Origin of the sequence: Flaviramulus basaltis (assembly GCF_900114265.1) — a bacterium.
Lineage (GTDB): Bacteria > Bacteroidota > Bacteroidia > Flavobacteriales > Flavobacteriaceae > Flaviramulus > Flaviramulus basaltis.
Genome location: NZ_FPKV01000002.1, coordinates 74,570 through 99,162 on the forward strand (window position 1 = coordinate 74,570; position 24,593 = coordinate 99,162).

19 protein-coding genes and 1 other RNA gene are annotated in these 24,593 nt (G+C 30.5%); 12 read left to right on the top strand and 8 right to left on the bottom strand.

Annotated elements, in window-relative coordinates; all coding sequences use genetic code 11:
• Positions 1-7: 7 nt before the first annotated feature.
• Positions 8-5,500 (bottom strand): T9SS type B sorting domain-containing protein, encoded by a 5,493-nt coding sequence (locus tag BT151_RS06980; RefSeq protein ID WP_072401094.1) that lies wholly within the window; start codon positions 5,498-5,500, stop codon positions 8-10.
• A gap of 468 nt (positions 5,501-5,968) precedes the next feature.
• Between BT151_RS06980 and BT151_RS06985 the strand changes: the two genes are divergently transcribed.
• The 4 genes from BT151_RS06985 (at position 5,969) to BT151_RS07000 (ending at position 10,232) form a co-directional block, all read left to right on the top strand.
• Positions 5,969-6,454: a SixA phosphatase family protein gene (locus tag BT151_RS06985; protein ID WP_072401095.1), complete on the top strand. Its 486-nt coding sequence runs from the start codon at positions 5,969-5,971 to the stop codon at positions 6,452-6,454.
• 118 nt (positions 6,455-6,572) lie between these two features.
• Positions 6,573-8,636: a polyphosphate kinase 1 gene (ppk1, locus tag BT151_RS06990; RefSeq protein WP_072401096.1), complete on the top strand. Its 2,064-nt coding sequence runs from the start codon at positions 6,573-6,575 to the stop codon at positions 8,634-8,636.
• A gap of 1 nt (position 8,637) precedes the next feature.
• Complete coding sequence (locus tag BT151_RS06995) at positions 8,638-9,543, top strand: Ppx/GppA phosphatase family protein (RefSeq protein WP_072401097.1); 906 nt, start codon at positions 8,638-8,640, stop codon at positions 9,541-9,543.
• 95 nt (positions 9,544-9,638) lie between these two features.
• Complete coding sequence (locus BT151_RS07000) at positions 9,639-10,232, top strand: porin family protein (protein WP_072401098.1); 594 nt, start codon at positions 9,639-9,641, stop codon at positions 10,230-10,232.
• Here the strand turns inward: BT151_RS07000 and miaE are convergent.
• Genes miaE through dnaX form a run of 3 tightly spaced genes read right to left on the bottom strand, consistent with a single transcriptional unit; the run spans position 10,229 to position 13,130 of the window.
• Complete coding sequence (gene miaE, locus BT151_RS07005; RefSeq protein WP_072401099.1) at positions 10,229-10,810, bottom strand: MiaE family protein; 582 nt, start codon at positions 10,808-10,810, stop codon at positions 10,229-10,231. The two genes, BT151_RS07000 and miaE, sit on opposite strands and share 4 nt — an antisense overlap.
• 3 nt (positions 10,811-10,813) lie before the next feature.
• The gene (locus tag BT151_RS07010; RefSeq protein ID WP_143144273.1) at positions 10,814-11,380 is read right to left on the bottom strand and encodes a hypothetical protein; all 567 of its coding nucleotides are present in this window, start codon (positions 11,378-11,380) and stop codon (positions 10,814-10,816) included.
• Between the two features lie 10 nt (positions 11,381-11,390).
• Complete coding sequence (gene dnaX, locus BT151_RS07015; RefSeq protein WP_072401101.1) at positions 11,391-13,130, bottom strand: DNA polymerase III subunit gamma/tau; 1,740 nt, start codon at positions 13,128-13,130, stop codon at positions 11,391-11,393.
• A gap of 102 nt (positions 13,131-13,232) precedes the next feature.
• Here dnaX and rnpB point away from each other — a divergent pair.
• An RNA gene (gene rnpB, locus BT151_RS07020) (RNase P RNA component class A) lies at positions 13,233-13,540 on the top strand.
• 283 nt (positions 13,541-13,823) lie between these two features.
• Here rnpB and rsmD read toward each other — a convergent pair.
• Genes rsmD through BT151_RS07035 form a run of 3 tightly spaced genes read right to left on the bottom strand, consistent with a single transcriptional unit; the run spans position 13,824 to position 15,896 of the window.
• Complete coding sequence (gene rsmD / locus BT151_RS07025; RefSeq protein WP_072401102.1) at positions 13,824-14,357, bottom strand: 16S rRNA (guanine(966)-N(2))-methyltransferase RsmD; 534 nt, start codon at positions 14,355-14,357, stop codon at positions 13,824-13,826.
• Complete coding sequence (locus BT151_RS07030) at positions 14,357-15,133, bottom strand: DUF3822 family protein (RefSeq protein ID WP_245794755.1); 777 nt, start codon at positions 15,131-15,133, stop codon at positions 14,357-14,359. Before BT151_RS07030 ends, rsmD begins: the two co-directional genes overlap by 1 nt.
• Before the next feature lie 28 nt (positions 15,134-15,161).
• Positions 15,162-15,896, bottom strand: a complete 735-nt coding sequence (locus tag BT151_RS07035; RefSeq protein ID WP_171946621.1) for a hypothetical protein — start codon at positions 15,894-15,896, stop codon at positions 15,162-15,164.
• A 127-nt stretch (positions 15,897-16,023) separates the two neighbouring features.
• Between BT151_RS07035 and BT151_RS07040 the strand changes: the two genes are divergently transcribed.
• The 7 genes from BT151_RS07040 to BT151_RS07070 are packed head-to-tail and all read left to right on the top strand — an operon-like array spanning position 16,024 to position 21,807.
• Positions 16,024-17,448 (top strand): ATP-dependent DNA helicase, encoded by a 1,425-nt coding sequence (locus tag BT151_RS07040; protein ID WP_072401104.1) that lies wholly within the window; start codon positions 16,024-16,026, stop codon positions 17,446-17,448.
• Positions 17,449-17,468: 20 nt separating this feature from the next.
• The gene (locus BT151_RS07045) at positions 17,469-18,035 is read left to right on the top strand and encodes a DUF4126 domain-containing protein (protein WP_072401105.1); all 567 of its coding nucleotides are present in this window, start codon (positions 17,469-17,471) and stop codon (positions 18,033-18,035) included.
• 48 nt (positions 18,036-18,083) lie between these two features.
• Positions 18,084-18,812, top strand: a complete 729-nt coding sequence (gene kdsB, locus BT151_RS07050) for a 3-deoxy-manno-octulosonate cytidylyltransferase (protein ID WP_072401106.1) — start codon at positions 18,084-18,086, stop codon at positions 18,810-18,812.
• Positions 18,803-19,507, top strand: coding sequence for an HAD family hydrolase (locus BT151_RS07055; RefSeq protein ID WP_072401107.1), 705 nt, complete (start codon positions 18,803-18,805; stop codon positions 19,505-19,507). Before kdsB ends, BT151_RS07055 begins: the two co-directional genes overlap by 10 nt.
• 1 nt (position 19,508) lies before the next feature.
• The gene (locus tag BT151_RS07060) at positions 19,509-20,126 is read left to right on the top strand and encodes a CatA-like O-acetyltransferase (protein ID WP_072401108.1); all 618 of its coding nucleotides are present in this window, start codon (positions 19,509-19,511) and stop codon (positions 20,124-20,126) included.
• A 48-nt stretch (positions 20,127-20,174) separates the two neighbouring features.
• The gene (locus BT151_RS07065; RefSeq protein ID WP_072401109.1) at positions 20,175-21,257 is read left to right on the top strand and encodes an iron-containing alcohol dehydrogenase family protein; all 1,083 of its coding nucleotides are present in this window, start codon (positions 20,175-20,177) and stop codon (positions 21,255-21,257) included.
• A 1-nt stretch (position 21,258) separates the two neighbouring features.
• Entirely contained in the window at positions 21,259-21,807 is a 549-nt protein-coding gene (locus BT151_RS07070; protein ID WP_072401110.1) for a 1-acyl-sn-glycerol-3-phosphate acyltransferase, read from the top strand.
• 171 nt (positions 21,808-21,978) lie between these two features.
• Here the strand turns inward: BT151_RS07070 and BT151_RS07075 are convergent, their stop codons facing one another.
• Positions 21,979-24,570: a zinc-dependent metalloprotease gene (locus BT151_RS07075; RefSeq protein WP_084647898.1), complete on the bottom strand. Its 2,592-nt coding sequence runs from the start codon at positions 24,568-24,570 to the stop codon at positions 21,979-21,981.
• Between the last annotated feature and the right edge of the window lie 23 nt (positions 24,571-24,593).

Sequence of the window (24,593 nt, forward strand, 5' to 3'; positions counted from 1 at the left end):
GTTAATATTATTTGGTTCCTAAGTAAATTGGTCCAGTTAAAGGACTTAATCCACTATTTCGTAATTTAATTATGTAATAATATGTTCCGTTTGGTAATTTACCAGAAGCACCAATTGATGATGATGGTGAAGATCCATCCCAATCTCCTTTTGCACCAGAAGTTTTAATACTACCTAATGTATAGTTATTAGATTCGTATACTAAAGCTCCCCAGCGGTTAAATATTTTTAACTCGGCAACAAAACCACATAAATCAATTCCTTCAATGTCAAATGTTTCATTATAGCCATCTCCGTTAGGTGTTATTGCTTTAGAAATTACTATATCATTTTCACCACACGGTAGTACCACACAATCTGCATGTACATTCATAGTAACTTCTGTGATGCTTATACAACCATCATTTGTTGTTGTGTACCTAAATCTATAATTTATTCCACCACTACCCGGTAAGAAATCTTCACTTAATTCAAGTGTAGTAGGATCAAAAATACTACCATTAAGAACTGCAGTTGGATTACCCTCTAATAATTCCCAAGTACCGGTGGTATTTAGTGTATCAGATATTAAGTTGTTTAGATTTACAATGCCTTCATCATAACATCTATCTTCAGCGACTATTTCTGAGTATATTTCATCTAGAGTTACATTTAGCGTTTGTGTATAAATAGCTTCATTATTACATTCATCGCTAACAGTCCAAGTTCTTATTATTTGATAGTCTTCAAATACATTTTCATTAAATAAGTTTGTTTCATTAAATATTACAGTAATATTTGATGAACAATTATCTTCAAATTCTAACTCAAGCGCATCAGGGATGTTTGTACAACTTACATCTAATGTTTCATCATAAGTTGTTTTAGGCGTTGGTGCCTTAGTATCTTGTACTGTTATAATTTGTGTATGTTTTGTTGTTAACCCACATTCATCAGTAGCCGTCCAAGTACGTGCAATAAAGTAATTTGAAGGACAGTTTCCATTTGTTTTAACATCACTTACACTTACTACAGAATTACCGCAGTTATCAGAAGCTGTTACTGTGGTAACATCAGGAATATTATCACATTCAACTGTTACATCTCTTGGAGGGGTTTGATCAAATGTAGGAGGAGTTGTATCCTTAACAGTTATAGTTTGTGTATGAGTAGTTGTTAGACCACATTCATCCGTTGCTGTCCAAGTACGAATTAATTTATAACTATTTGGGCAACTTTCATCAGTTTTAGTATCGCTTACAGTTACTGAAGCCGAACTACAACTATCTGTTGCTGTTAAAGTTTCAGGGGCTGGAATACTATCACATTCAACAACTAAGTTAGCCGCAGGAAGTGTTGTTTCAATAAAAGTAGGAGGTATAGTATCTTGTACTGTTATAGTTTGAATATGTGTTTTTGTTAACCCACAATCATCAGTAGCAGTATAAGTTCGTTTAATTGTATAGTTGTAATCACAATTTCCGTCTGTTCTAACATCTTCAACTGTTACTACTGCATTTCCACAATTATCGGTAGCTGTTAATATTTCTGCAGTTGGAATAGCATTACATTCAACAACAATATCTTCAGGAAGTGTAGTTTGGTCAAAATCTGGTGCAGTTGTATCTGATGTTGAAATTATCTGATTCGCAGTGGCAATATTCCCACAAGCATCTGTAGCTGTCCAAGTACGTGTTATAGTATAAGTTCCAGAACAAGCACCATCTGTTCTAACATCATTAAATGCTACAATTGGGCTAGAATCACAATTATCTGTAGCTGTAGCTGTACCAAAAATTATAGGTGATAAATCATCACTACATTGAGCAGTTAGATTTACAGGTAAATCAAGTACTGGAGGCGTTGTATCTTGAACTGTAATTGATTGTGTATGTATTGCTTTTAATCCACACTCATCAATTGCTGTCCATGTTCTTTTTAATTCATAATAAGAAGGGCATTTTCCATTAATTCTAATTTCCGCATAGATAACATTAACATTTCCACAACTTGTTGAAGCAGTAAGAACTTCAGCTTCTGGCACCTCATTACATTCAATATCTATTACATCAATAGGAAGGTTTTGTTGATCAAAAACAATGGGGGTAGGTGGAATTACCGTAAAGGTCGCAGTATCTTGCCCAGACTCACATAAGTCAGTGACATTATAGGTTACAACAGTAGCTCCACCATCACATAAAGCAGGAGCAGTGTAAGTTGCAGCAAATTGACCGTTAGGTGTTACCCCACCAGAGACAGTAAAGCCAGCAATCCAAGATTCAAAGGCCGTATTTAAAGCAGCTTGATCTGAATAATCACAAGCGTTTACTGTTAGATTTTGTACATCACTAATGACTAATGCATCAGCGCCTTCTACAGTGAAGGTTGCTATGTCTAGACCAGACTCACATAAGTCGGTAACATTATATTGAATATCAACATATCCACCACATAAAGCAGGAGCAGTATATGTTGTTGCAAATTGCCCTAGTGGGTTACAACCACCCCTTACAGTGAAATTCGTTAACCAAGTTGCAAAAGCAGCATCTAAATCATTTTGAGTGGTATAAGTTCCAGCGACTATGGTTTCATTAGATACATCGCTAATTACTAAGGTTGTAGGCTTTGTTACTGTAAAGGTTGCAGTATCCTGACCAGACTCACATAAATCAGTGACATTATAGGTTACCGCTGTAGCTCCACCATCACATAAATCAGGAGCTGTTAATCCACTAATATCTGTAGCTTGTGGGTTACATCCTCCAGAGACAGTAAAGCCAGCAATCCAAGATGCAAAGGCCATATTTAAAGCAGCTTGATCTGAATAATCACAAGCATTTACTGTTAGATTTTGCACATCGCTAATCACTAAGGCAGCAGGCTTAGTTACCGTAAAGGTCGCAGTATCTTGCCCAGACTCACATAAGTCAGTGACATTATAGGTTACAACAGTAGCTCCACCATCACATAAATCAGGAGCTGTTAATCCACTAATACCTGTAGCTTGTGGGTTACACCCTCCAGAGACAGTAAAGCCAGCAATCCAAGATTCAAAGGCCGTATTTAAAGCAGCTTGATCTGAATAATCACAAGCGTTTACTGTTAGATTTTGGACATCGCTAATCACTAAGGAAGGAGTAGTAACATTAATAGTTTGTGATTTACTAGCAGAATTATTACAATCATCAGTAGCTGTCCAAGTTCTTATTAATTTATAATTACCAGCACAACTTCCGTCTTCTCTAGTTTCTGTAAAAGCAACATTTAAAGTATTTCTACTACAATTATCTGTGGCTGTTACTTCAGTAGCAGGTGGTATATTTGTACATTCAACATCAATATTATCAGGTACACCAACTAATGTAGGAGGAGTTGTATCTACTACAATAAAACTAGCTGATGTAGATGATTCATTACCACATTCATCTGTAGCTATAAAAGTCACTAAACCAGATCCAGCCGCACCACAAGTTGAAACAAAATCTGTAAAGTCATTTAACCAAGTAATAGACGAACAATTATCAGAAGCAGTTGCGCCACCATTTGAACTTAACCAAGCAATTAACTCAGCTGAATTATCTCCATCACATTCTACAGTTTTGTTACTAGCTACTGTATTAATTGTAGGATCAATGTTATCTAAAACAGAAATAGTTTGTGTAGCATCTGTTGAATTTCCGCAAATATCCTCTATTGTATAACGTCTAGTTACTACTAAAGGACAACTTGTATTTGGTGTAACAATATCAATATAAGTTATACTTAAAATGGTACTTTCACTATCATCATTTGCACTGTAACCAGTACTTGTAAATGTATCTTTTATATTGTTTGATTGAGTTGTGTTAAATGGGTATCTTGAATTTGCTGACGTAATGCTATTTTCATCACATCCCACAACATCTAAGGCATTTGGAACTGTTATTGATGGATCAGTATTATCAGAAGTTGAAGTAATTTCAAAGTCATCTGATATTGAACATCCATTTGAATCCGTTACTACTACTGTGTATGTATTAGCAGTTAAATTTTCTAAATCTTCTGAAACTGCAGAATTACTCCATAAATAAGAATAAGGAGGTGTTCCACCAGAAACACTTATATTAATGGATCCATTAGGGTCAGATTTACACACAACATTATCATCCATTATGGTTCCAGTAAGTTCTAAATTATCTGGAATAATTACGCTAGTTGTTGATGTTCTGTCGCAATTTGTATATGTGTTTTTTACTGTTAATGAAAATGAAGTTTCAGTTAGACCTGTAAATGTGGTATCTGTTTGATAATTAAGTCCATTATCTATTGAATATTCATATTGATTAGAATTAGTATTTAAAGGACTAGTAACTGTAATTGAAAAATTATCATTAGTTGAATTACAACCTATATTAAAGGTCGGTGTAGGAGGGTAATCTACATATGATAAAGTAGCTTTTCCTGAATCGCATACAGATTCATTAGGAAAAGGTAGACATAATTGATAGCTAAATGTTACATCACCTGTAAAACCAGGAGATGGGGTATAAGTATAAGTTCCATCAGTATTTAAAATAAAAGATTCTCCAACATTAGAAGGAGGATCAATTAGTGTATATGCTGAATTCTCTGGAGCATTATTTTGAATAGTTAAATCACCATTATAAGCTTCATCTAAACACTCTATTAATTGTTGATCAACAGCATATTTTTGTAGTAAAAAAAACTTCCCGTCACCATGATCTCTTGATGATCCAACAAATACAATTCTTGTAATGCTAGAACCAGTTGGCGCTAAGTCATTTAAATAAAACAAACCTATAGATATAGTTTGCCCGTTTTCATTTTTACGTCCTGATTTCCAATAATCAGAGCCAAGATTTGGAGCACCAGGAGTAGTATCATAATAATTACCACTAGTTCTAACAAAAGTATCACCTAGTTTTTGTTCAGATCCACCACCTAAAGGAATACCCCATACTTCAATATAAAAGCAGTTGTTTCCCCCTCTTTCAGTAACGGCTAATACACCACCCGTATTTGAAGGAATTGAAGGATTATAAAAGATTGTTTGTTTTTGTGCTAATTGTGCTGTACTAAGTGGATCATTTGCAGCATTAAAATTGCCACAAAAATCCCAGCCATTTGGATTTGCTGTAAAATAATGATTTAAGTTTTGATCTTGGAAAGCAGATAAAGCTAAACTATTCCAGTTAGAAACACCACTATTACCAGCTGGGGTAGCACTATTTTCTTTAATTTGGTTAGCTCCATTACCATCAGGACCCAATCTTGTCATTTCATAACTCGATGGAACCACAAAAGTATTATATAATTTATCATCAATTGTGATAGATTGAATTGTCGCAGGATTACTATTGTTAGCTTGGGTATCTGCCCATTGAAATTCTACTCCGGTTCGAATTGAGGGAGCCTGAACACCAAGTTGAGCAGTTATCAAATTCGAAAAAGTAGCAAAAACAACTATAATAATTGTTTTTGTTATAGTTATTAATGAAATACAATCGTATTTATTTTTCATTTTATGGCAAAATTAAATTTTAATAAAACTTTATAAATATTAAAGTCGCAGTATTAGTAAAAACTATATTGAACTAGCATTACGATTTTTAATTAAAAGACATGAACAGTTTTTTGAGGGAAAAAACAGGAGGGATAAGCATTGTTTTATAATGCTACGGTTAAATGTTAACTTTTGATTTAGGGTCATAATTTAAATATTGTAGGTACAGCAAAAAAAAACATATCATATTACTTGTTCAAAAATAAATGGTAAATCACTTATATATTCGATTAAAAGCTGTTTTGTATAAATTTATCGTTATTATAAACTTTATAGCGGTAATTATATAATGTATTCTTAATCAATATGAATATTGTTTTAGAATAATAATTACATTTTTTTAATTAAATTTAATAACAAATAAAATGAAATTTATCGATTAAAAATACGTTTAATCGATAAATTTAAACGTTTAATCGATGGAATATGAAAAAAATAATTTTAGTTCGACATGCAAAATCTTCATGGGAACATAATGTGATTGATCATGAAAGACCTCTTAATAATAGGGGGCTAAATGACACTAATTTGATTTCTAGTAAATTACTAGAAGATAAATTAGATTTAGACTTAGTTTTATCTAGTGATGCTATGCGAGCTAAGACTACGGCTAATATTTTTGTTTCTAATTTAAATATTGATAAAGATATTTTTTATTTAAACCATGATTTGTATGATTTTTCTGGAAGTAATCTTACAATGGTTATCAAAGCATGTGATGATTCAATTAATAATCTCATGATTTTTGGACATAATCATGCTATAACAGCTTTTGTAAATACTTTTGGAGACCTTTATATAGATAATGTACCAACATGTGGTGTAACTATTATTGATTTTGATATTGAAAGTTGGAGTGATTTAAAACAAGGGGAAACAATAAAAACTTTGTTCCCAAGAGATTTAAAGTAATAATTTTTTTATTTTGAAGTTTTTGTAATCAATTGGCAAATTCATATCAATTTTTTAACCTATAATTAAGCTCAAATAGAATATATTTGTTTGGTAATTAAAATTTAAAAGCATCTAAATGATAAAAACAGAAACTATAAGTAATAGTTATGTAAACAGAGAAATAAGTTGGCTTCAGTTTAATGCAAGAGTTTTGCAAGAAGGTTCAGATGAAACAGTTCCTTTAATAGAAAGACTAAGGTTTATAGGTATTTTTTCAAATAATTTAGATGAATTTTTTAAAGTAAGATATGCCACAGTAAAACGTATTGTTGAAGCAGGTAAAGGAGGGAAAAGCGAGCTTGGTGGCATTAGAGCGAAGGAATTACTTGAAATTATTACTCAAATTGTAATTGAACAACAAAGTGAGAGTTTAAAAATTTTAAAAACTATTCATAAAAGATTAGAAAAAGAAAACATATATATAATCAATGAAACACATATTAATAATGTGCAGCATGATTTTATAAAAAACTATTTTTTACGAACAATAAGTCCCGCTTTGGTGACAATCATTCTTAATGATTCTGTTATACTTCCAAATTTAAAAGATAGCGCTGCTTATTTGGCTGTTAGGATGCAAATGGCAGATGATAAAAAGCAATTTGCTTTAATAGAAATTCCAAAATCAATAGATAGATTTGTAGAATTACCTAAAGAAGGGGATAAGAGTTATATAATAATGATAGACGATTTACTTCGTCATTGTTTAGGTGATATTTTTAACATTTTTGATTATAAAAGTATATCAGCTCACATGGTTAAAATAACCAGAGATGGTGAGTTAGATTTTGAAAGTGATTTAAGTAAAAGTTTTATTGAAAAAATATCTGATAGCGTAAAACATAGGCAAATAGGAGAGCCAGTAAGATTTGTTTACGACAAAAAAATAGACCAAGAAACGCTACAATATTTAATGTCTAAAATGGGTATTGATAATACAGATAGCATAATACCTGGTGGTCGTTATCATAACAGAAGAGATTACATGGGTTTTCCAAGCTTAGGAAGAACAGATTTAATGTATGATAAAATTGAAGCTTTACCTATAAAAGGACTTAGTTTACAAGACAGTATTTTTGAAGCCATTGCAAAAAAGGATTATTTACTTCACGCGCCTTATCAAACTTTTTCATATGTTGTTAAGTTTTTGCGAGAAGCAGCATTAGACCCAGAGGTAAAAACAATAAAAATAACTATTTATCGTCTTGCAGAAATCTCTCATATTGCAAGTTCACTTATAAATGCTGCTATAAATGGTAAATCTGTTACTGTATCTATAGAGCTCCGTGCTAGGTTTGATGAGCAAGCAAATATTGATTATGCTCAACAAATGGAAGATGAAGGTATTAATTTAATCTTTGGTGTTGCAGGACTAAAAGTACATAGCAAAATGTGTGTTATTGAGCGAGAAGAAGATAGAAAAATTAAAAGATATGGTTTTATAAGTACAGGTAATTTTAACGAATCTACAGCAAAACTTTATACAGATTATACATTATTCACATCATGTCAAAAAATATTAAAAGATGTAAATAAAATATTCAGTTTTTTTGAAACCAATTATAAAATTTATCGATATAAACATTTAATTGTTTCTCCACATTACACTCAAAAATCTGTTTTTAGACTAATAGATAAAGAAATAGAAAATGTAAAAAACGGAAAAGAAGGACTTGTTAGATTGAAAATGAATAGTGTTTCTAGCTACACAATGGTTGATAAACTTTACGAAGCTAGTAGAGCAGGAGTTAAAATTCAAATGATTGTTAGAGGTATTTGCTGTTTAATTCCAGGAGTAGAAGGCATGAGTGAGAATATTGAAGTCATTAGTGTCATTGATAAATTTTTAGAACACTCTAGAGTTTATATTTTTGGTCAGGACGCTGATGCGAAATTATATATTTCTTCTGCAGATTGGATGACAAGAAATATTGAGAATAGAGTAGAGGTAAGTTGTCCTATTTATGATGATGATATTAAAAAAGAAATTATAGATACATTTAACATTAGTTGGAATGATAATGTAAAAGCTAGATTATTAAACGATTCTCAAGAAAACAAATACAGAATTGATAATAAAGATAAAGTAAGATCTCAGTTTGCTATTTACGATTATTACATTAAAAAATTAGAAAACTAGTATGCTTTCAATAAAAAAATATGCAGCTATAGATATAGGTTCAAATGCTGTAAGACTACTTATATCAAACATAATAGAACAAAAAGGGAAACCTGTTCAATTTAAAAAAAACTCTTTAGTTCGTGTGCCAATTCGTTTAGGAGCAGATGTTTTTATAAAAAACAAAATTTCTAAAGAAAACACACAACGTATGTTAGATACCATGCTAGCATTTAAGTTAATAATGAAATCGCATAAAGTTGTTAAATATAAAGCTTGTGCAACTTCAGCAATGCGTGAATCTCAAAACGGTAAGCAAATTGTAGATTTAGTTTTAGAGCATTCAGGTATTAGTATTGACGTTATTGGAGGTGAAGAAGAAGCTGCAATAATTGCTGCAACCGATTTAAATAAATTTATTGACGCAAATAAAACGTATTTGTATGTTGATGTAGGTGGTGGTAGTACCGAGTTTACTGTAATTCATCAAGGAAATCAAGTAACTTCAAAATCTTTTAAAATAGGAACAGTTAGGCTTCTTAACGATATGGTTAAAAAAGAAACCTGGCAAGAATTAGAAGTTTGGATAAGATCTAATGTTTTTGGCTACGAAAAAATAGATGTATTAGGTTCTGGGGGGAATATTAACAAAATATTCAAAATATCAGGAAAACCAATAGGAAAGCCTCTTACATTTTTTTACATGACATCTTATTATAATATGTTACAAACCTACTCATACGAAGAGCGTATTACCGAGTTAGACTTAAACCAAGATAGAGCCGATGTTATTATTCCTGCTATGCGTATTTATCTTTCTGCTATGAAATGGAGTGGTGCAAAAAATATATATGTTCCTAAAATTGGATTAGCAGATGGTATAATTAAAAGCATCTATTACGATACTGTTTCTAGTAATACACAGTAAAATTGTGCACTTCACCTTTTAAAATTGTACATTTTTAATATTATCATATATATTCGTAACTACATAATTTAAAATTATACCCAAACCTATTAATTATGAATAAAATATTACTATTAGCAATACTATTTGGATTTTCACTACATGGATTTACTCAAGATAAAGATTCTATAAAAGTAAAAAAAACCAACTATAAGGAATCACCAAAATCAACAACTTTTCAAGGTGTAAAATATGGTGTTAGAGGTGGTTACAATATTTCTAATTTAGATTTTGATGGAGCTTCTAATGCTGAAAACAAACATAGAAACAGTATTTATATTGGTTTTTTTGCTAACATAGGCTTATCAAGAACTATATCAGTCGTACCAGAAATTCAATTTTCTGCTGAAGGTGCTAATGAAGAAGTTTTAAACTTAGATTATATACAAGCACCAATTTTTTTAAGATTTAGATTAAGTGAAAAAATACATGCTGGTTTTGGACCACAAGTAGGATTGAAAGTACATAAATATGAAGATGGTATAAGAAACTTTGCTTATTCGGGTGTTGCAGGTATTGATTATAAAATCAATTACGCCATATTTTTAGATGCTAGATACACTTACGGATTTAGTAATATTTTTGATAATAAATTAGGAATTAAAGCTAAAAACACGAACCTTCAATTAGGTGTTGGTTATAAATTTTAACCGTGTATAGTTTCGTTTTTTCCTAGATTACTCATAATTTCACTTTCATATACAAGAAGTTCTTGCCATTTTACATCAACTTCTTTTTTATTTCCATATTTACGGGCAAAGCCTAAAAACATTGTATAATGGTTAGCTTCACTTACCATCAAATTTCTGTAAAATGTAGCCAATTCTTTATCTTGTAATTCTTCAGAAAGGAGTCTAAAACGTTCACAGCTTCTAGCTTCAATTAAAGCTGCGTAAAGCAATCTATGCACCAATTGCGTTGTTCTGCTACCACCTTTTGGGAAAAACTTTAGAAGTTCAATAACATAATCATCTCTTCTGTCTCTTCCTAAAACCCATCCACGCTTTAAAATTATATCATGCACCATTTTAAAATGACTTATTTCCTCTTTTACTAAAGCTGTCATTTCTTGTACCAACTCAGAATATTCAGGAAAACTAACAATAAGCGAAATAGCTGTACTAGTTGCTTTTTGCTCACAAAACGCATGATCTGTTAATATTTCTTCAATATTTTTCTCAACAATATTTACCCATCTAGGGTCTGTGGGAAGTTTAAGTCCTAGCATGATTTATATAATATTTGCAGAAATAGTTTTTTCTTTAATTTGAATTGACCCGTATTTATCAATTTTTATAATAAAATCCTTATAAGTTTCGGTTTCAGGAATGTTGAAAGATGTGTTTAAATAAATTTCACTTTCTGTTGAAGCATTGTAATCTATCCAAACATATTGCATAATAGAATTCTCCCAAAACAAGTTAGTTTCAAATTGATTAAAAAGGTTTTTATCAATAATACTTTCATTTATAATTTCCCCATTTCTAATAACTTGTAGTTTGGCTTCAAAGTTTTTATAATGAACTTGAGTTACTGTGTCATTTTTAGTTTTTATGGTCTTTACAATGGAATTATTCTCAACAGAATTATATTTTATTTTAATTTCAAAACCATTATTTAAAATGGTATCAGTTACAATTTGAATATGCTGTTTAGGAATAAATTCAACCTTTTCTTTAAAAGAACTTAACAAGTTAGTTTCTTGTAAAACTTGTACATTACTTTTATATTTTCTATCTCTACCATCGCAACTTACAAATGCAATAGTTAACAAAACTAAAATTAATAACTTACTCATATATAGTTTTTTAAACATCTAAATCGAAAGCTTTTCTTAAAAGGTCAATATTGGCGTTTTTCTCCTTTAATTTTTCAAATTTTTCAATGGTAGAATAAGCATATTGTTTTTCCATAACCTCGTTTATAGTAATGGATAAACTTATTTCATAATTATTTAAAGATTTTCTAATATAAGATAAAAGATCATATTGCTGGCGTTCAACTTCAATTTTATTGGTTTCATTTGGAAACACTAAGTTTATTGTAGTTTTAGTAACTTTTGGAGTATCAATAGATAAAATTGAGGCTAAGTTATGTTTTCCTTTTTTTCTTATTTCTTCAATATAATTATTCCAAGTTGAAATAAGTTCGTTTTCTGTAAATGCCTCTTTTGGTAAATCTTCTTCATCAATAACAACATCCATTTGTTTTATAAGATGCTCTTTTTTGGCTCTTATACTGCTTAACGAAAGCCCAGATGTTCTTTTAGTTTCTTGTTTTAAAACAATTTTTGGTGGCTCTTTTACTTGAAAAGCTTCTATATTGGATGTTTTGGAAGCTGTAGATATTTTTAGTTTTTCTTCTTTTAATTCCGCGGAAGCGACATTACTATTTTCTTTAGGTTTAGGTATGTTTACAGGAATAGGGGTAATACCTTTATTTTTAAAGTAAGAAGCAGGTATTATGTAATGTTTGCTATTTTTTTTTTCTCCATCAAAAGTGATAGAGGCAAGCTGCATTAAACATAATTCAACAAGTAAGCGTTGATTTTTACTAGTTTTGTATTTGAGATCGCAATCGTTTGCTAGATTTATACCTTGCATTAAAAATTCCTGCGAAGTCTTTTTAGACTGTTTTAGGTACTTTTCTTTGGTTTGATCACCAACTTCAAGCAATTCTATAGTTTCGGGCGTTTTACTTACTAATAAATCTCTAAAATGTGATGCTAAACCTGCAATGTAATGATGACCATCAAAACCTTTAGATAGTGTATTGTTAAATTGAAGAAGTAAATCTGGAATTTTATTTTCTAAAATAAGGTCTGTACTTTCAAAGTAAGTTTCATAGTCAAGCACGTTTAAATTCTCGGTAACAGCTTGTCTAGTTAAATTTTTCCCTGAAAAACTTACAACTCTATCAAATATAGAAAGTGCATCACGCATAGCGCCATCTGCTTTTTGTGCAATAATATGCAATGCATCATCATCAGCCTTTATAGCTTGTTCTTCGGCAATGTATTTAAGATATTCTTTTGCATCTTTAACAGTAATACGTTTAAAGTCAAAAATTTGACAACGTGATAAGATGGTTGGAATAATTTTATGTTTTTCTGTAGTTGCAAGTATAAAAATACAATGTTTTGGTGGTTCTTCTAAAGTCTTTAAAAAGGCATTAAAAGCCGCTTGAGATAACATATGTACCTCATCAATAATATAGACTTTATACTTTCCAACTTGTGGTGGTATTCTAACTTGATCTGTTAAATTTCTAATATCATCAACAGAATTGTTTGATGCGGCGTCTAATTCAAAAATATTAAAAGCAAAGTCTTCATCACCAGTTTCAGATCCATCACTGTTAATCATTTTAGCTAAAATACGTGCACAGGTTGTTTTTCCAACACCACGTGGTCCTGTAAATAACAAGGCTTGAGCTAAATGATTGTTTTCAATAGCATTCAATAAAGTGTTTGTAATAGCTTGCTGGCCAACAACGTCTTTAAACGTTTGCGGTCTGTATTTTCTTGCCGATACTACAAAGTGTTCCATTGATAATTCTTGAGATAACAAAGTTAAAAATTCAATCCATAATTTAGAATTCAGAACACAGAATTTGATAGGAGTTATTAACAATTTATGTACTTTTGCGTTCAAGTAAATCGCCTTATCGCTGCTTATTAAAATAAGTGGAGGAAAGTCCGGACACCAAAGTGCAACATAGTGGCTAATAACCACCAGTCGTGAGGCTAGGAAAAGTGCAACAGAAAGTATGTACAGGTCATGCTGTAGTGAAACCAGGTAAACTCTATGTGGTGCAATGTCATGTATACCAACGTTTGAGGGCTGCACGCTCGATTGTTGGAGGGTAGGCAGCTAAAGTGTATTGGTAACAATACACTCAGATAAATGATAAGGGCTCTTTTTGAGTACAGAATTCGGCTTATAGATTTACTTTACCATAAAAAAACCCTTCTTAAATTATTTAAGAAGGGTTTTTGGTTAAAAAAAGGTTGGTTAATAATGCTTTTAGTTGGTAAAAGTTTTTTGTTATTTAGAAAAATATTAATAGAAAAATTCTATTTACTTTAAAGTTTGAAATTTATTTTCAAACTAAGCCATAAATAAACACAAGAAAAGGTTGCTTTTTTTGTTGAGAGTAAATTATGTATAGAGTAAGGGACTCTTAAGGAGATGTCTAATGTATTGAAAAAAAAGTAATTATAAAAATAAAATTATATTAGCTCATTCAAAGAAGCTAAACATATTACCTCCATAGCTTTTAGAATAGCTATAGTTGCTTAGTTTTGACAAATCTGTATGTTTTGAATGCTCAACTATAAGTAAACCATCCTCTAATAGCAGGTTATTTTGAAAAATTAATTCTGGAATTTTAGCAAATTGCTCCTCAGAAAAACTATAAGGTGGATCTGCAAAAATAATATTGGCTTGTATTTTAGATTTTTCTAAAAATTTAAATACATCACTTTTAATAGTTTGAATTGGCATTTCAAAAGATTCTGCGGTTTGGTTTATGAATTTAATACAACCAAAATCTTGATCTACACAAGTTATTTGCTCTGTACCTCTTGAAGCAAATTCGTAGCTTATATTACCTGTTCCAGCAAATAAATCTAGCACAGAAATATCATCAAAATAATAAAGATTATTGATAATATTAAATAAGGATTCTTTGGCCATATCTGTGGTTGGTCGCACAGGTAGATTTTTTGGTGCAACTATTTTTCTGCTTTTGTATATTCCTGATATAATGCGCATTAAAAACTTTTTATTAAAGCAAAATTTGAATATTCAGCTTCAGGTTCGATATTATATGTATAAGAATCTTTACGATTACCAAAACTAATATTTCTAATGTATTTATAAGCTATGTTATATAAATCATCATCTTTTTTAATATTACCAATTAAAACCAAATTTAGTGTTTCTGGGTTAAGTTTTAATTGTTCGGCAGTAAAGAGTATAAAATAAATAAAATCTTCTTTGGTATTGTGTTTAAAAGTATTGTAAAGCAAAAGTTTTCCTTGGGAAACTATAATTATTTCAAAATGATTTTTGCTAACATTAATATAAACTTTTGTTGCTTCTATGTTTTTTTCGATTAGCAAAATATCACTAATTAAAATAGTAGAAATATGTTTGTAAGTAAATGTCCCAAATTTTTCATAAATAAAGTTATTTACATTAATGTAGGGCACATATACATTAATACTGTCATTTATTAAAAGCTCATCAAAAGTTATAAAATCAGACTTAAGTATTTTAGAGTTAAATTTTAAATAGTCTGCTAAAAAATCTTCATTAAACAATGGTCTTGGTACTAGTGAAGATAAATCGTTATCGTGTATAACGTAGGTATTCGAAAATGTATCATTTAAAACATTTTCTGTATTAAACTGTTCTTTTAATGCATCTAAAAGTTCTAAAGGATTTAGTTTTTTATCAAAATGGACCTCTTTTAGAAAAGTGATTGTGTTTAAATCACGATTTAGTATACAAAAAGAAAGTCCACTCAAGCTTATTTGAATGGACAATTCTATATTATTTAGTTTATTATAATTTTTATTCTGCAGAGCCATATGTTATTGGCCAGTTTCCGATAGTTTTAACTTCGTCCATTGAACCTACTTTTAATTTGTCACCATTAACACCGTCTACCGATACTACTTGGTTTTCTTGTGCAACAAGATCTTTATTTTGATCAGCTAGAATAACATTTTTTAAAACTGAAGCTTCAAATACAGGTATTTTTATATCATTTTGCTCTATAAATCCAGCTTGCAGTTTAAATTTTTCACCTTCTGCACCTGGTACATTCATCATAGTTTTATAACGACTTGAGGTTTTAAATAATGAATCTTTTACAGACTCAAAACCTAATGTATCAATAATTACAATATCTTTTGTGGTATCCACACCATATCGTTTTGTTAATTCCACATCAATAATACTAGAATCACGACGTTGTGTAATAGTATATTTAGCGGTATCAATAAATTTAATTAAGTTATCGAAATTATCAGTGAATTTTCCTGTTACTTGTTTATGAGCAAGTTCGGCATCTCTAATATCAATTAAACTTTTAATAACTTCTGCGTAACGTTTATTTTTTACTTTGTTAAATTGTATTGGTTCGTAAATAGACATATAAGTTTGATAACCTAAAAAGGCAATTAATAACCATAAGACTATGTTTAAAATAGGTTTAAACTTAGAAGGTATAAATTTATCAACTAACTTAACCAAGCCAATTGTTACTAATATCACTGCAACTGCAATAAGAATGAATGTTAACATAGTATGTTTTTAATTAAAAAGTTATTAATGGTATTTAGCAAATCTACAATTTTTTTTTAATCGTAAAAACCAAAGAGAGTAAAAATCATTTCTATCTTTGAATAATTTATTAAAGTAACCCCAATAAATGACTGCATCCGAATTCTATTCTCTTATAAAACAACAGTTTCCGTTTAATCCAACCTTAAAACAAAATATTGTTCTACAACAGTTATCCGAATTTATTTTTAGTAAAGACGAAAATGCACTTTATTTACTTAAAGGATACGCAGGTACTGGTAAAACAACAATTGTTGGTACTATAGTAACTAATTTATGGAAAGCTAAAAAAAGTGCTGTTTTAATGGCGCCAACGGGTAGAGCCGCAAAAGTAATATCAAATTATTCAAATAAAGAGGCGTTTACAATTCATAAAAAAATATATTTTCCGAAGAAAGAAAAGAACGGTGGTGTAAAATTTGTTTTGCAACCCAATAAGCACAAAAACACCATTTTTATAGTAGATGAAGCTTCCATGATACCAGATACTCCTGGAGAATCAAAATTATTCGAAAATGGTTCTTTACTGGACGATTTAATGCAATATGTATATTCTGGACATCAATGCAAACTTCTTTTAATTGGAGATACCGCACAATTACCGCCTGTTAAGTTAGATTTAAGTCCGGCTTTAGATGAAAGAACTTTAGCGTTAAACTACAATAAGGAGGTTACTAAAATGGAGTTAGATGAAGTGGTTCGTCAAGAACAAGATTCTGGTATACTTGCTAACGCAACCGTTTTACGGGAAGCTTTATCAAATTCCATTCACGATAATTTTAAATTTGATTTAGCAGATTTTAAAGATATTGTTAGACTTGTTGATGGATATGAAATTATGGACGCTATTAATGATTCCTATAGCGATTTAGGAAAGGAAGAAACCGCTATTATTGTAAGAAGTAACAAACGAGCCAATTTATATAATCAACAAATTAGAAACCGTATTCTATTTAATGAAAATGAATTAACTGCTGGCGATTATTTAATGGTAGTTAAAAATAATTATTTCTGGATTAAACCTACAACTGAAGCTGGTTTTATTGCAAACGGTGATATTATTGAAGTGCTTGAAATTTTTAGTATTACCGAACTTTATGGATTTCGCTTCGCGGAAGTGAAAGTACGCATGGTAGATTATCCAAAAATGACACCTTTTGAAACTGTTTTACTTTTAGATACTATCGATGCCGAATCTCCTTCATTAACGTATGATGATTCAAACAGATTATATCAAGAAGTTATGAAGGATTTTGAGAGCGAAACAAGTAACTATAAAAAATTTTTAAAAGTAAAAGGAAGCAAGCATTTCAACGCACTTCAAGTTAAGTTTTCTTATGCTATTACTTGTCATAAGTCTCAAGGAGGGCAGTGGCAAACTGTTTTTGTAGAACAACCTTATTTACCAAATGGTATAGATAAAGAATATTTACGTTGGCTTTATACAGCAGTAACAAGAGCTAAAGAAAAATTGTATCTTATTGGTTTTAAAGACGATTTTTTTGAGGAATAATTTTTTATAAATTATTAAATATGACATTTGAAACCATTATAAGTATTTGTCTTGGTGTTGGTTTATCAGCATCCGTAGGATTTAGGGTGTTTTTACCATTATTCGCTTTAAGTTTAGCTTCCTATTTTGATGTATGGCAACTTAATGAATCTTGGCAATGGATAGGAAGTACAGCAGCATTAATTACACTAGGCGCTGCAACTATTGTAGAAATAGCTGCTTATTTCATACCTTATATAGATAATCTATTAGACATGATATCTGTTCCTCTAGCAGCATTAGCTGGAACCGCAATAATGCTTTCTACTGTAGCAGATTTAAGTCCCGTTATTACATGGTCCTTAGCTATTATAGCTGGTGGTGGAACTGCGGCGGCAATAGCAGGAACATCTAGTGCTACACGCTTAACATCTACAGCTACAACAGGCGGGTTTGCAAATCCTATAGTCTCTACTTTAGAAACGGGAACATCTCTTGTGATGTCTATTGTTTCAATTTTTCTACCAATTTTAGCTATTGTTTTGGTTATTATAATATTAGCCATCATTTTTCGCTTGTATAAAAAGTTTAAGTCTCCAAAAACATAAAACCATCAATAATTATTTTATTTTTGAATTAGAATTGATTTATAACAGATGAAAATAATTTCTATGATTCCTGCACGTTACAGTGCATCACGTTTTCCTGCTAAACTTATGCAAGATTTAAGAGGTAAAACAGTAATTGTTAGAACTTACGAAGCTACAGTAGCTACAAAACTATTTGATGATGTGTTTGTGGTTACAGATAGTGCTATTATTTATGATGAAATTGTAAATAATGGTGGTAAGGCAATTATGAGTAAAAAAGAACATGATTGTGGTAGTGATAGAATTGCCGAAGCTGTTGAAGATCTTGATATTGATGTTGTTATAAATGTTCAAGGAGATGAACCTTTTACAGATAAAGAATCGTTAGTAAAACTTATAGAGGTTTTTAAAAATGATCCTAAAAAGGAAGTAGATTTAGCATCATTAATGGTACATATTACTGATGAAGAAGAAATTAATAACCCAAATACAGTAAAAGTAATTGTAGATCAGTCCGACTTTGCTTTATACTTTTCGCGTAGCCCAATTCCTTATCCTAGAGATAAAAGTGTGGCTGTAAAATATTACAAACACAAAGGCGTTTATGCTTTTAGAAAACAAGCTATATTAGATTTTTATCGTTTGCCAATGCTAACCTTAGAAGCCTCTGAGAAGCTAGAACAATTGCGTTATTTAGAATATGGTAAACGCATTAAAATGGTAGAAACCGATGTTCAAGGTGTAGAGATTGATACTCCTGAAGATTTAGAACGCGCTAAAAAATTATGGAAGTAGATTATAAAAACATAAAAGTAATAGGTTTTGATGCCGATGATACCCTTTGGGTAAATGAAACCTATTTTAGAGATGCCGAGATAGAATTTGGTAAACTTTTATCAGAATACGAAACAATAAACAAAATAGACCAAGAACTTTTTAAAAAAGAAATAGGTAATCTTGATTTATATGGATATGGCGTTAAGGCTTTTACATTATCAATGGTTGAGTCTGCTTTAGAAATATCAAATTATAATGTATCAAGTAAAACTATTGAGTCTATTTTAAATATAGGTAAAGAAATGTTAAACAAACCTGTTGAATTGCTTGATGGCGTTGAAGAAGTTTTAAAAACTTTATCAAAAAAATACAAATTAATACTTGCTACTAAAGGTGATTTATTAGATCAAGAACGTAAATTAGAAAAATCTGGCTTAACTAATTATTTTCATCACATAGAAGTTTTAAGTGATAAAAAAGAAGCTAATTATTCTAAATTATTAAATCATTTAGATATTAAACCTTCAGAGTTTTTAATGATTGGAAACTCGTTAAAATCTGATATTTTACCATTAGTAAATATTAAAGCACATGCTATTCATGTCCCTTTTCATACAACCTGGGCACACGAGCAAGTAACAGAGAAAGAAACTAATGGAAAGGCTTATAAAACACTAAGCTCATTAATTCAAATTTTAAAAATATTAAGTTAATTTGAGAATTTTAGATATAAATACTTGGAAAAGAAAACAGCATTATGAGCATTTTTCTACCTTAGTAGACCCTTATTTTGCTGTTACTATACCATTTAATGTCACAAAGGCGTATAACTTTTCAAAAGAAAATAACATTAGTTTTTTTGCTAAGTATTTACACGACTCTATGAGGGTTATAAACAGTATAGAGAATTTAAAATATAGAATTGAAGATAATAATGTAGTGGAGTATGAGGTTATACATGCATCTTCTACAATCATGAGAAAAAATAATACATTTGGGTTTTCATTTATCGATTACAATGAAGATTTAAATGTTTTTATAAAGAATATTGAGAGCGAAAAAACGCGCATTATTAATTCTAGTGATTTATATCCACCAAAAAATGGATTAGATTGTATTCATTGCTCCGCCATGCCATGGTTAAATTTTTCAGGACATAAAGAACCTGTTTCAGGTAAATTAGATTCTGTTCCTAAATTAGCTTTTAGTAAAGCTAGTAAAATAGGCAATGAATTAATAATGAATGTTTCTATTAATGTTAATCATGCGTTGGTTGATGGTTATCATCTAGGACTTTTTTCCGACAAATTTCAGCAGTATTTAAACCAATAGAATTTAAATTAATGGTATTTTTACCTTTTGTAAAAGAAAATAAATTAAATGAGTTATAAGAACTTTCCAATGGTACCAAGAGTTATTTTTGGTAGAGGTAGTTTTAATCAATTAAATGAAGTTTTAGCCCCAAAACGCTTAGGCATTAATGCTCCGTTTATTTTTTTAATCGATGATGTTTTTAAAAACAATTCTTGGCTAAAATCTAGAATAGAATTGTCTTACGACGATAAAATTATTTTTGTATCCTCTAAAGAAGAACCTAAAACTTCACAAGTAGATGCACTTGTTGAAGACATTATTTTAATGTCTAAAGAAAGGCCATCTGGAATTATAGGAATAGGAGGAGGAACCTTATTAGACTTAGCAAAAGCGGTTTCTATTATGTTAACTAATAATGGGGAAGCTAAAGATTATCAAGGTTGGGATTTGGTAAAAAACCCAGCACTATATCATGTTGGTATACCAACTATATCTGGTACGGGTGCAGAAGTTTCTAGAACTACGGTACTTACTGGACCAGAAAAAAAATTAGGTATTAATTCAGATTACACACCTTTTGATCAGGTAATTTTAGATTCTGAACTAACAAAAGATGTGCCTAAAGCCCAATGGTTTTATACAGGTATGGATTGCTATATTCACTGTATAGAATCGCTAACAGGTACTTATCTTAACGCATTTAGTGAAAGCTATGGTAACATGGCTCTAGATTTGTGTAAACAAATATTTTTAGAAGACAACCTTTCGGATCTTGAATCTCAAGAAAAACTTATGATGGCTTCTTGGCATGGAGGTATGAGTATTGCTTATTCTCAAGTAGGTGTAGCACATGCTATGAGTTATGGTTTGTCATATTTATTAGGAACAAAACACGGTATAGGGAATTGTATTGTTTTTGATCATTTAGAAGAGTTTTATCCAGAAGGTGTTAAGCTTTTTAAGCGAATGAAAGAGAAACATAATATAACATTACCTCAAGGTATTTGTTCAGATTTAAGTGATAGAGAGTTTGATATTATGATAAATATTTCTTTAGGTCTAGAACCTCTTTGGGAAAATGCTTTGGGCAAAAATTGGAAAAAAATAATGACTCCACAAAAGTTAAAAGATCTTTACAAAAAAATGTAATATGCAGTGGCTAGCCAAGATTATTTATTTTAAAGTTTTAGGCTGGCAGGTTGTTGGTAACACTAATTTCTCAAAAGACAGTGTTAAAAAAGCAGTTATTATTGCTGTTCCCCACACAAGCTGGCATGATTTTCATATTGGTGTTTTATTACGTTCTGTTGCTAATTTAAAAACAAATTTTATTGGTAAAAAAGAATTATTTGTATTTCCTATAGGTTGGTTTTTCAGAGCTTTGGGAGGTACTCCAATTAATAGAATATCTAATGAAAATAAAGTTGAAAGTATAGCTAAGTTATTTCAAGAAAGAAATGAGTTTAGAATAACATTAGCGCCTGAAGGTACTAGAAAAAAAGTAAAAGAATGGCGAACAGGATTCTATTACATTGCTAAGCAAGCTAAAGTACCAATCATTATGTTTACTTTGGATTTTGAAAACAAGCAAAATAAAATTTCAGAACCTTTTTACCCAACAAATAATGTAGAAGCAGATTTTAATTATATGCATGATTTTTTTAAAGGTGTAAAAGGGAAAAAGCCTGATTATTCATAATTTTTGCATTGTATAAAAACCGTGGCACAAAAATTGTCGTATGTATGGTATAGCACATGAAACATAAAGTAAACAATTCCTTGTTCCTAAAAAGAAACATCAGCTATCTCAAAAAACAAAAGCTACTCCATTAAGAAGTAGCTTTTTTTATTGAGTGATATGTATTGCTTCTTATTTAATCTCTTTTATTGCATTATCAATAAGTGTTCTTAAATGTTGTTTATGAGCTTTTGACGATATGTTTCCTGATGACGCTGCCATACTTCTTATATTTTTTAAATTATATAAAGCCATTGATTTGGCATTGTTAGTATATCTATCACTTTGTTTACCTGTAAGCATATCAATTAACATATTTGTATATTCTAATTGAAGATTCTGTCTAAAAGAATTTACATTACTATAAATATCTGTTTTAAAAATAGCATTATTTAAATCAGTCATAAAAGAAGATAAAGTATACTTGTTACCATATAACTCAGAATCTGTAATTCGTTGTAAAGTATTATAATGTAAAATATGACGTAATACATTTATTTGATAAGTTAATACTTGCTCGTGAATTTTAGGATCTTCTGGAGTTCTAAAGTTGTAACCTCTACGTTGCATTGCCAAATAATTATATAAATTGTTTGGAGCATCAAAAGCATCTGGTGCAAAAACATATTTACTTAATGCACTCATTGCTCTTTTTTGATCTTCCAAACTTACAGGGGTATACGGTTGAGTTTCTCCTTCTTGACCTGCCATAGCTCTATCTACATAAACACCACCAATAAATCTTGAAATAACATTAGCGGCACCTGCTTTTTGACCACTTAATAAGTAATAAACACGTCTTAATTCTTGATAAGATTCTCCACTTTTGGTAAACTTATCTTTAGCGTTTTTCATCAAATCATTAGATAGTTCAATTCTATCTATTGAATAAGTGATTTGATCGTTTGATTGATCCCCGGTCATTATTCTAGGATCTATAGCTTTTCCAGGAGAACGCATATCATCTGCATCATTACCAAAAATAAGTTCAGGATTTGTGGACTTATTTAATAAATCATCTTTCTCTTTTCCTGTTTTAAAAGGGGTGTAACCAAATTGAATTGCCCAAATATCATAAGGACCAACAGCAACATCATCATATTGACCTTGTTTACTTCTGTCTCTTGTAATGTTTAAAGTAGCATAATCCATAACAGATGCAGTTAAACATTTTCCTTTAATAAATTCAGCATCAGCTAATTGTTCTGGAGAATATAACTGACTCGCTTTCATGTTATGATTAAGACCTAATGTATGTCCTACTTCATGCATAATTAAAGCAATCATAGATTCTCTTTTAACACGTTCCATTTCTAGGTCTGAAGCTCCACTTGCCGAGGCTACAGCACTAGCAAACATAACATCTTGGTGTATTTGGTGACCCAAAGAGCAATATGCCACATCATTCTTCTTAAAATCTGAAGCTTCAAAAGGCTCTTCTAAAGTAGCTAATTCATAAACTTTATCGTATAACACTCTGTTTGTAAAATGTACATATTCAAGCATAATATCTGCTCCTAAAATCTGCCCTGTTTTTGGGTTTACAAAACTAGGTCCGTAACCACCAAAAGGAGGCTGTGGAGAAGATGTCCATCTTAACACATTGTATCTAATATCACCAGCATCCCAATCGGCATTATCAGGTTGGATTTTAACTGCCATAGCATTTTCAAATCCAGCTTTTTCAAAAGCGACATTCCATTGTAAAACAGCATCTTTTATGGTTTCTCTCCATTCTAAAGGTGTAGAGTTTTCTATCCACCAAGTAATAGGTTCAACAGGCTCAGATAGTGCTAATTCAGGGTTTTTCTTTTTCAAATTCCATCTATGTACTAAATCACGATAAGGCGTAGAACTTGTTGATGTTTGGTCGTCTACTTGTGTTAAAAAATAACCAACACGAGGGTCGTCAAGTCTAATTTCATAATCGTTGTCTGGCATAGCTATAAGGCTATGAAATACTTTTATACTTACATTTCTTCCATCTGAAACGGCATCAGAACCTCCATTTAATACTGAAGGGGTGGAATACACATATTCCACAGATAAATCAGTATTTTCTTCATAATTTTTGATAGAATTTATTTTAGTCTTATCCTTATCCAAATTTCCAAGTTTAAAATCTGTAGGAGATTGGCCTGGATAACTCGGATTTTTTATTTGAGAAAAAGTCTCTTTTAAAAATAAATCATCCACTTTAATTAAATACAAACCTTTTTCCTTATCCTGAGCTTCTATCTTTAAGCTGGCCATATTTCCTTCACTAACATTAGCACTTTTAGATTTTGAAAGCGGACTTTCAGGATCGAAATAAAAGGATGAGTTTTGCGTAATAAACTCAATTTTATTAAAATACTTTTCAATTTTAAATACTTTTGAGTCTCCATAAGCACCTCTAAATCTACCTGCATCTAAAACACCATCAGCAACTTGAGTAAAATGAATATACTCTTTACCTATTTGGTTTTCAGAAACAACCATTTGTAAAGTACCCGTAATAGTATCTTGATAAATTTTAAATAGACCATCTATTTCTTTACTCGATTTAACAAGTTCTTCAATAGTTTTTTCTTTTGTTTTTTCCTCAGGTTTAACAGGGGTTTCTGTTTCATCTTTCTTTTTCTTCTTCTTTTTATTTTGAGCTTCAGTATTATAAGAAGCTAAGAAGAAAATTGCTGCAAACATTAAGGATGCAATTTTGATTGTAGTTTTTTGAATTTTCATAATAAGAACATACGATTATAAGG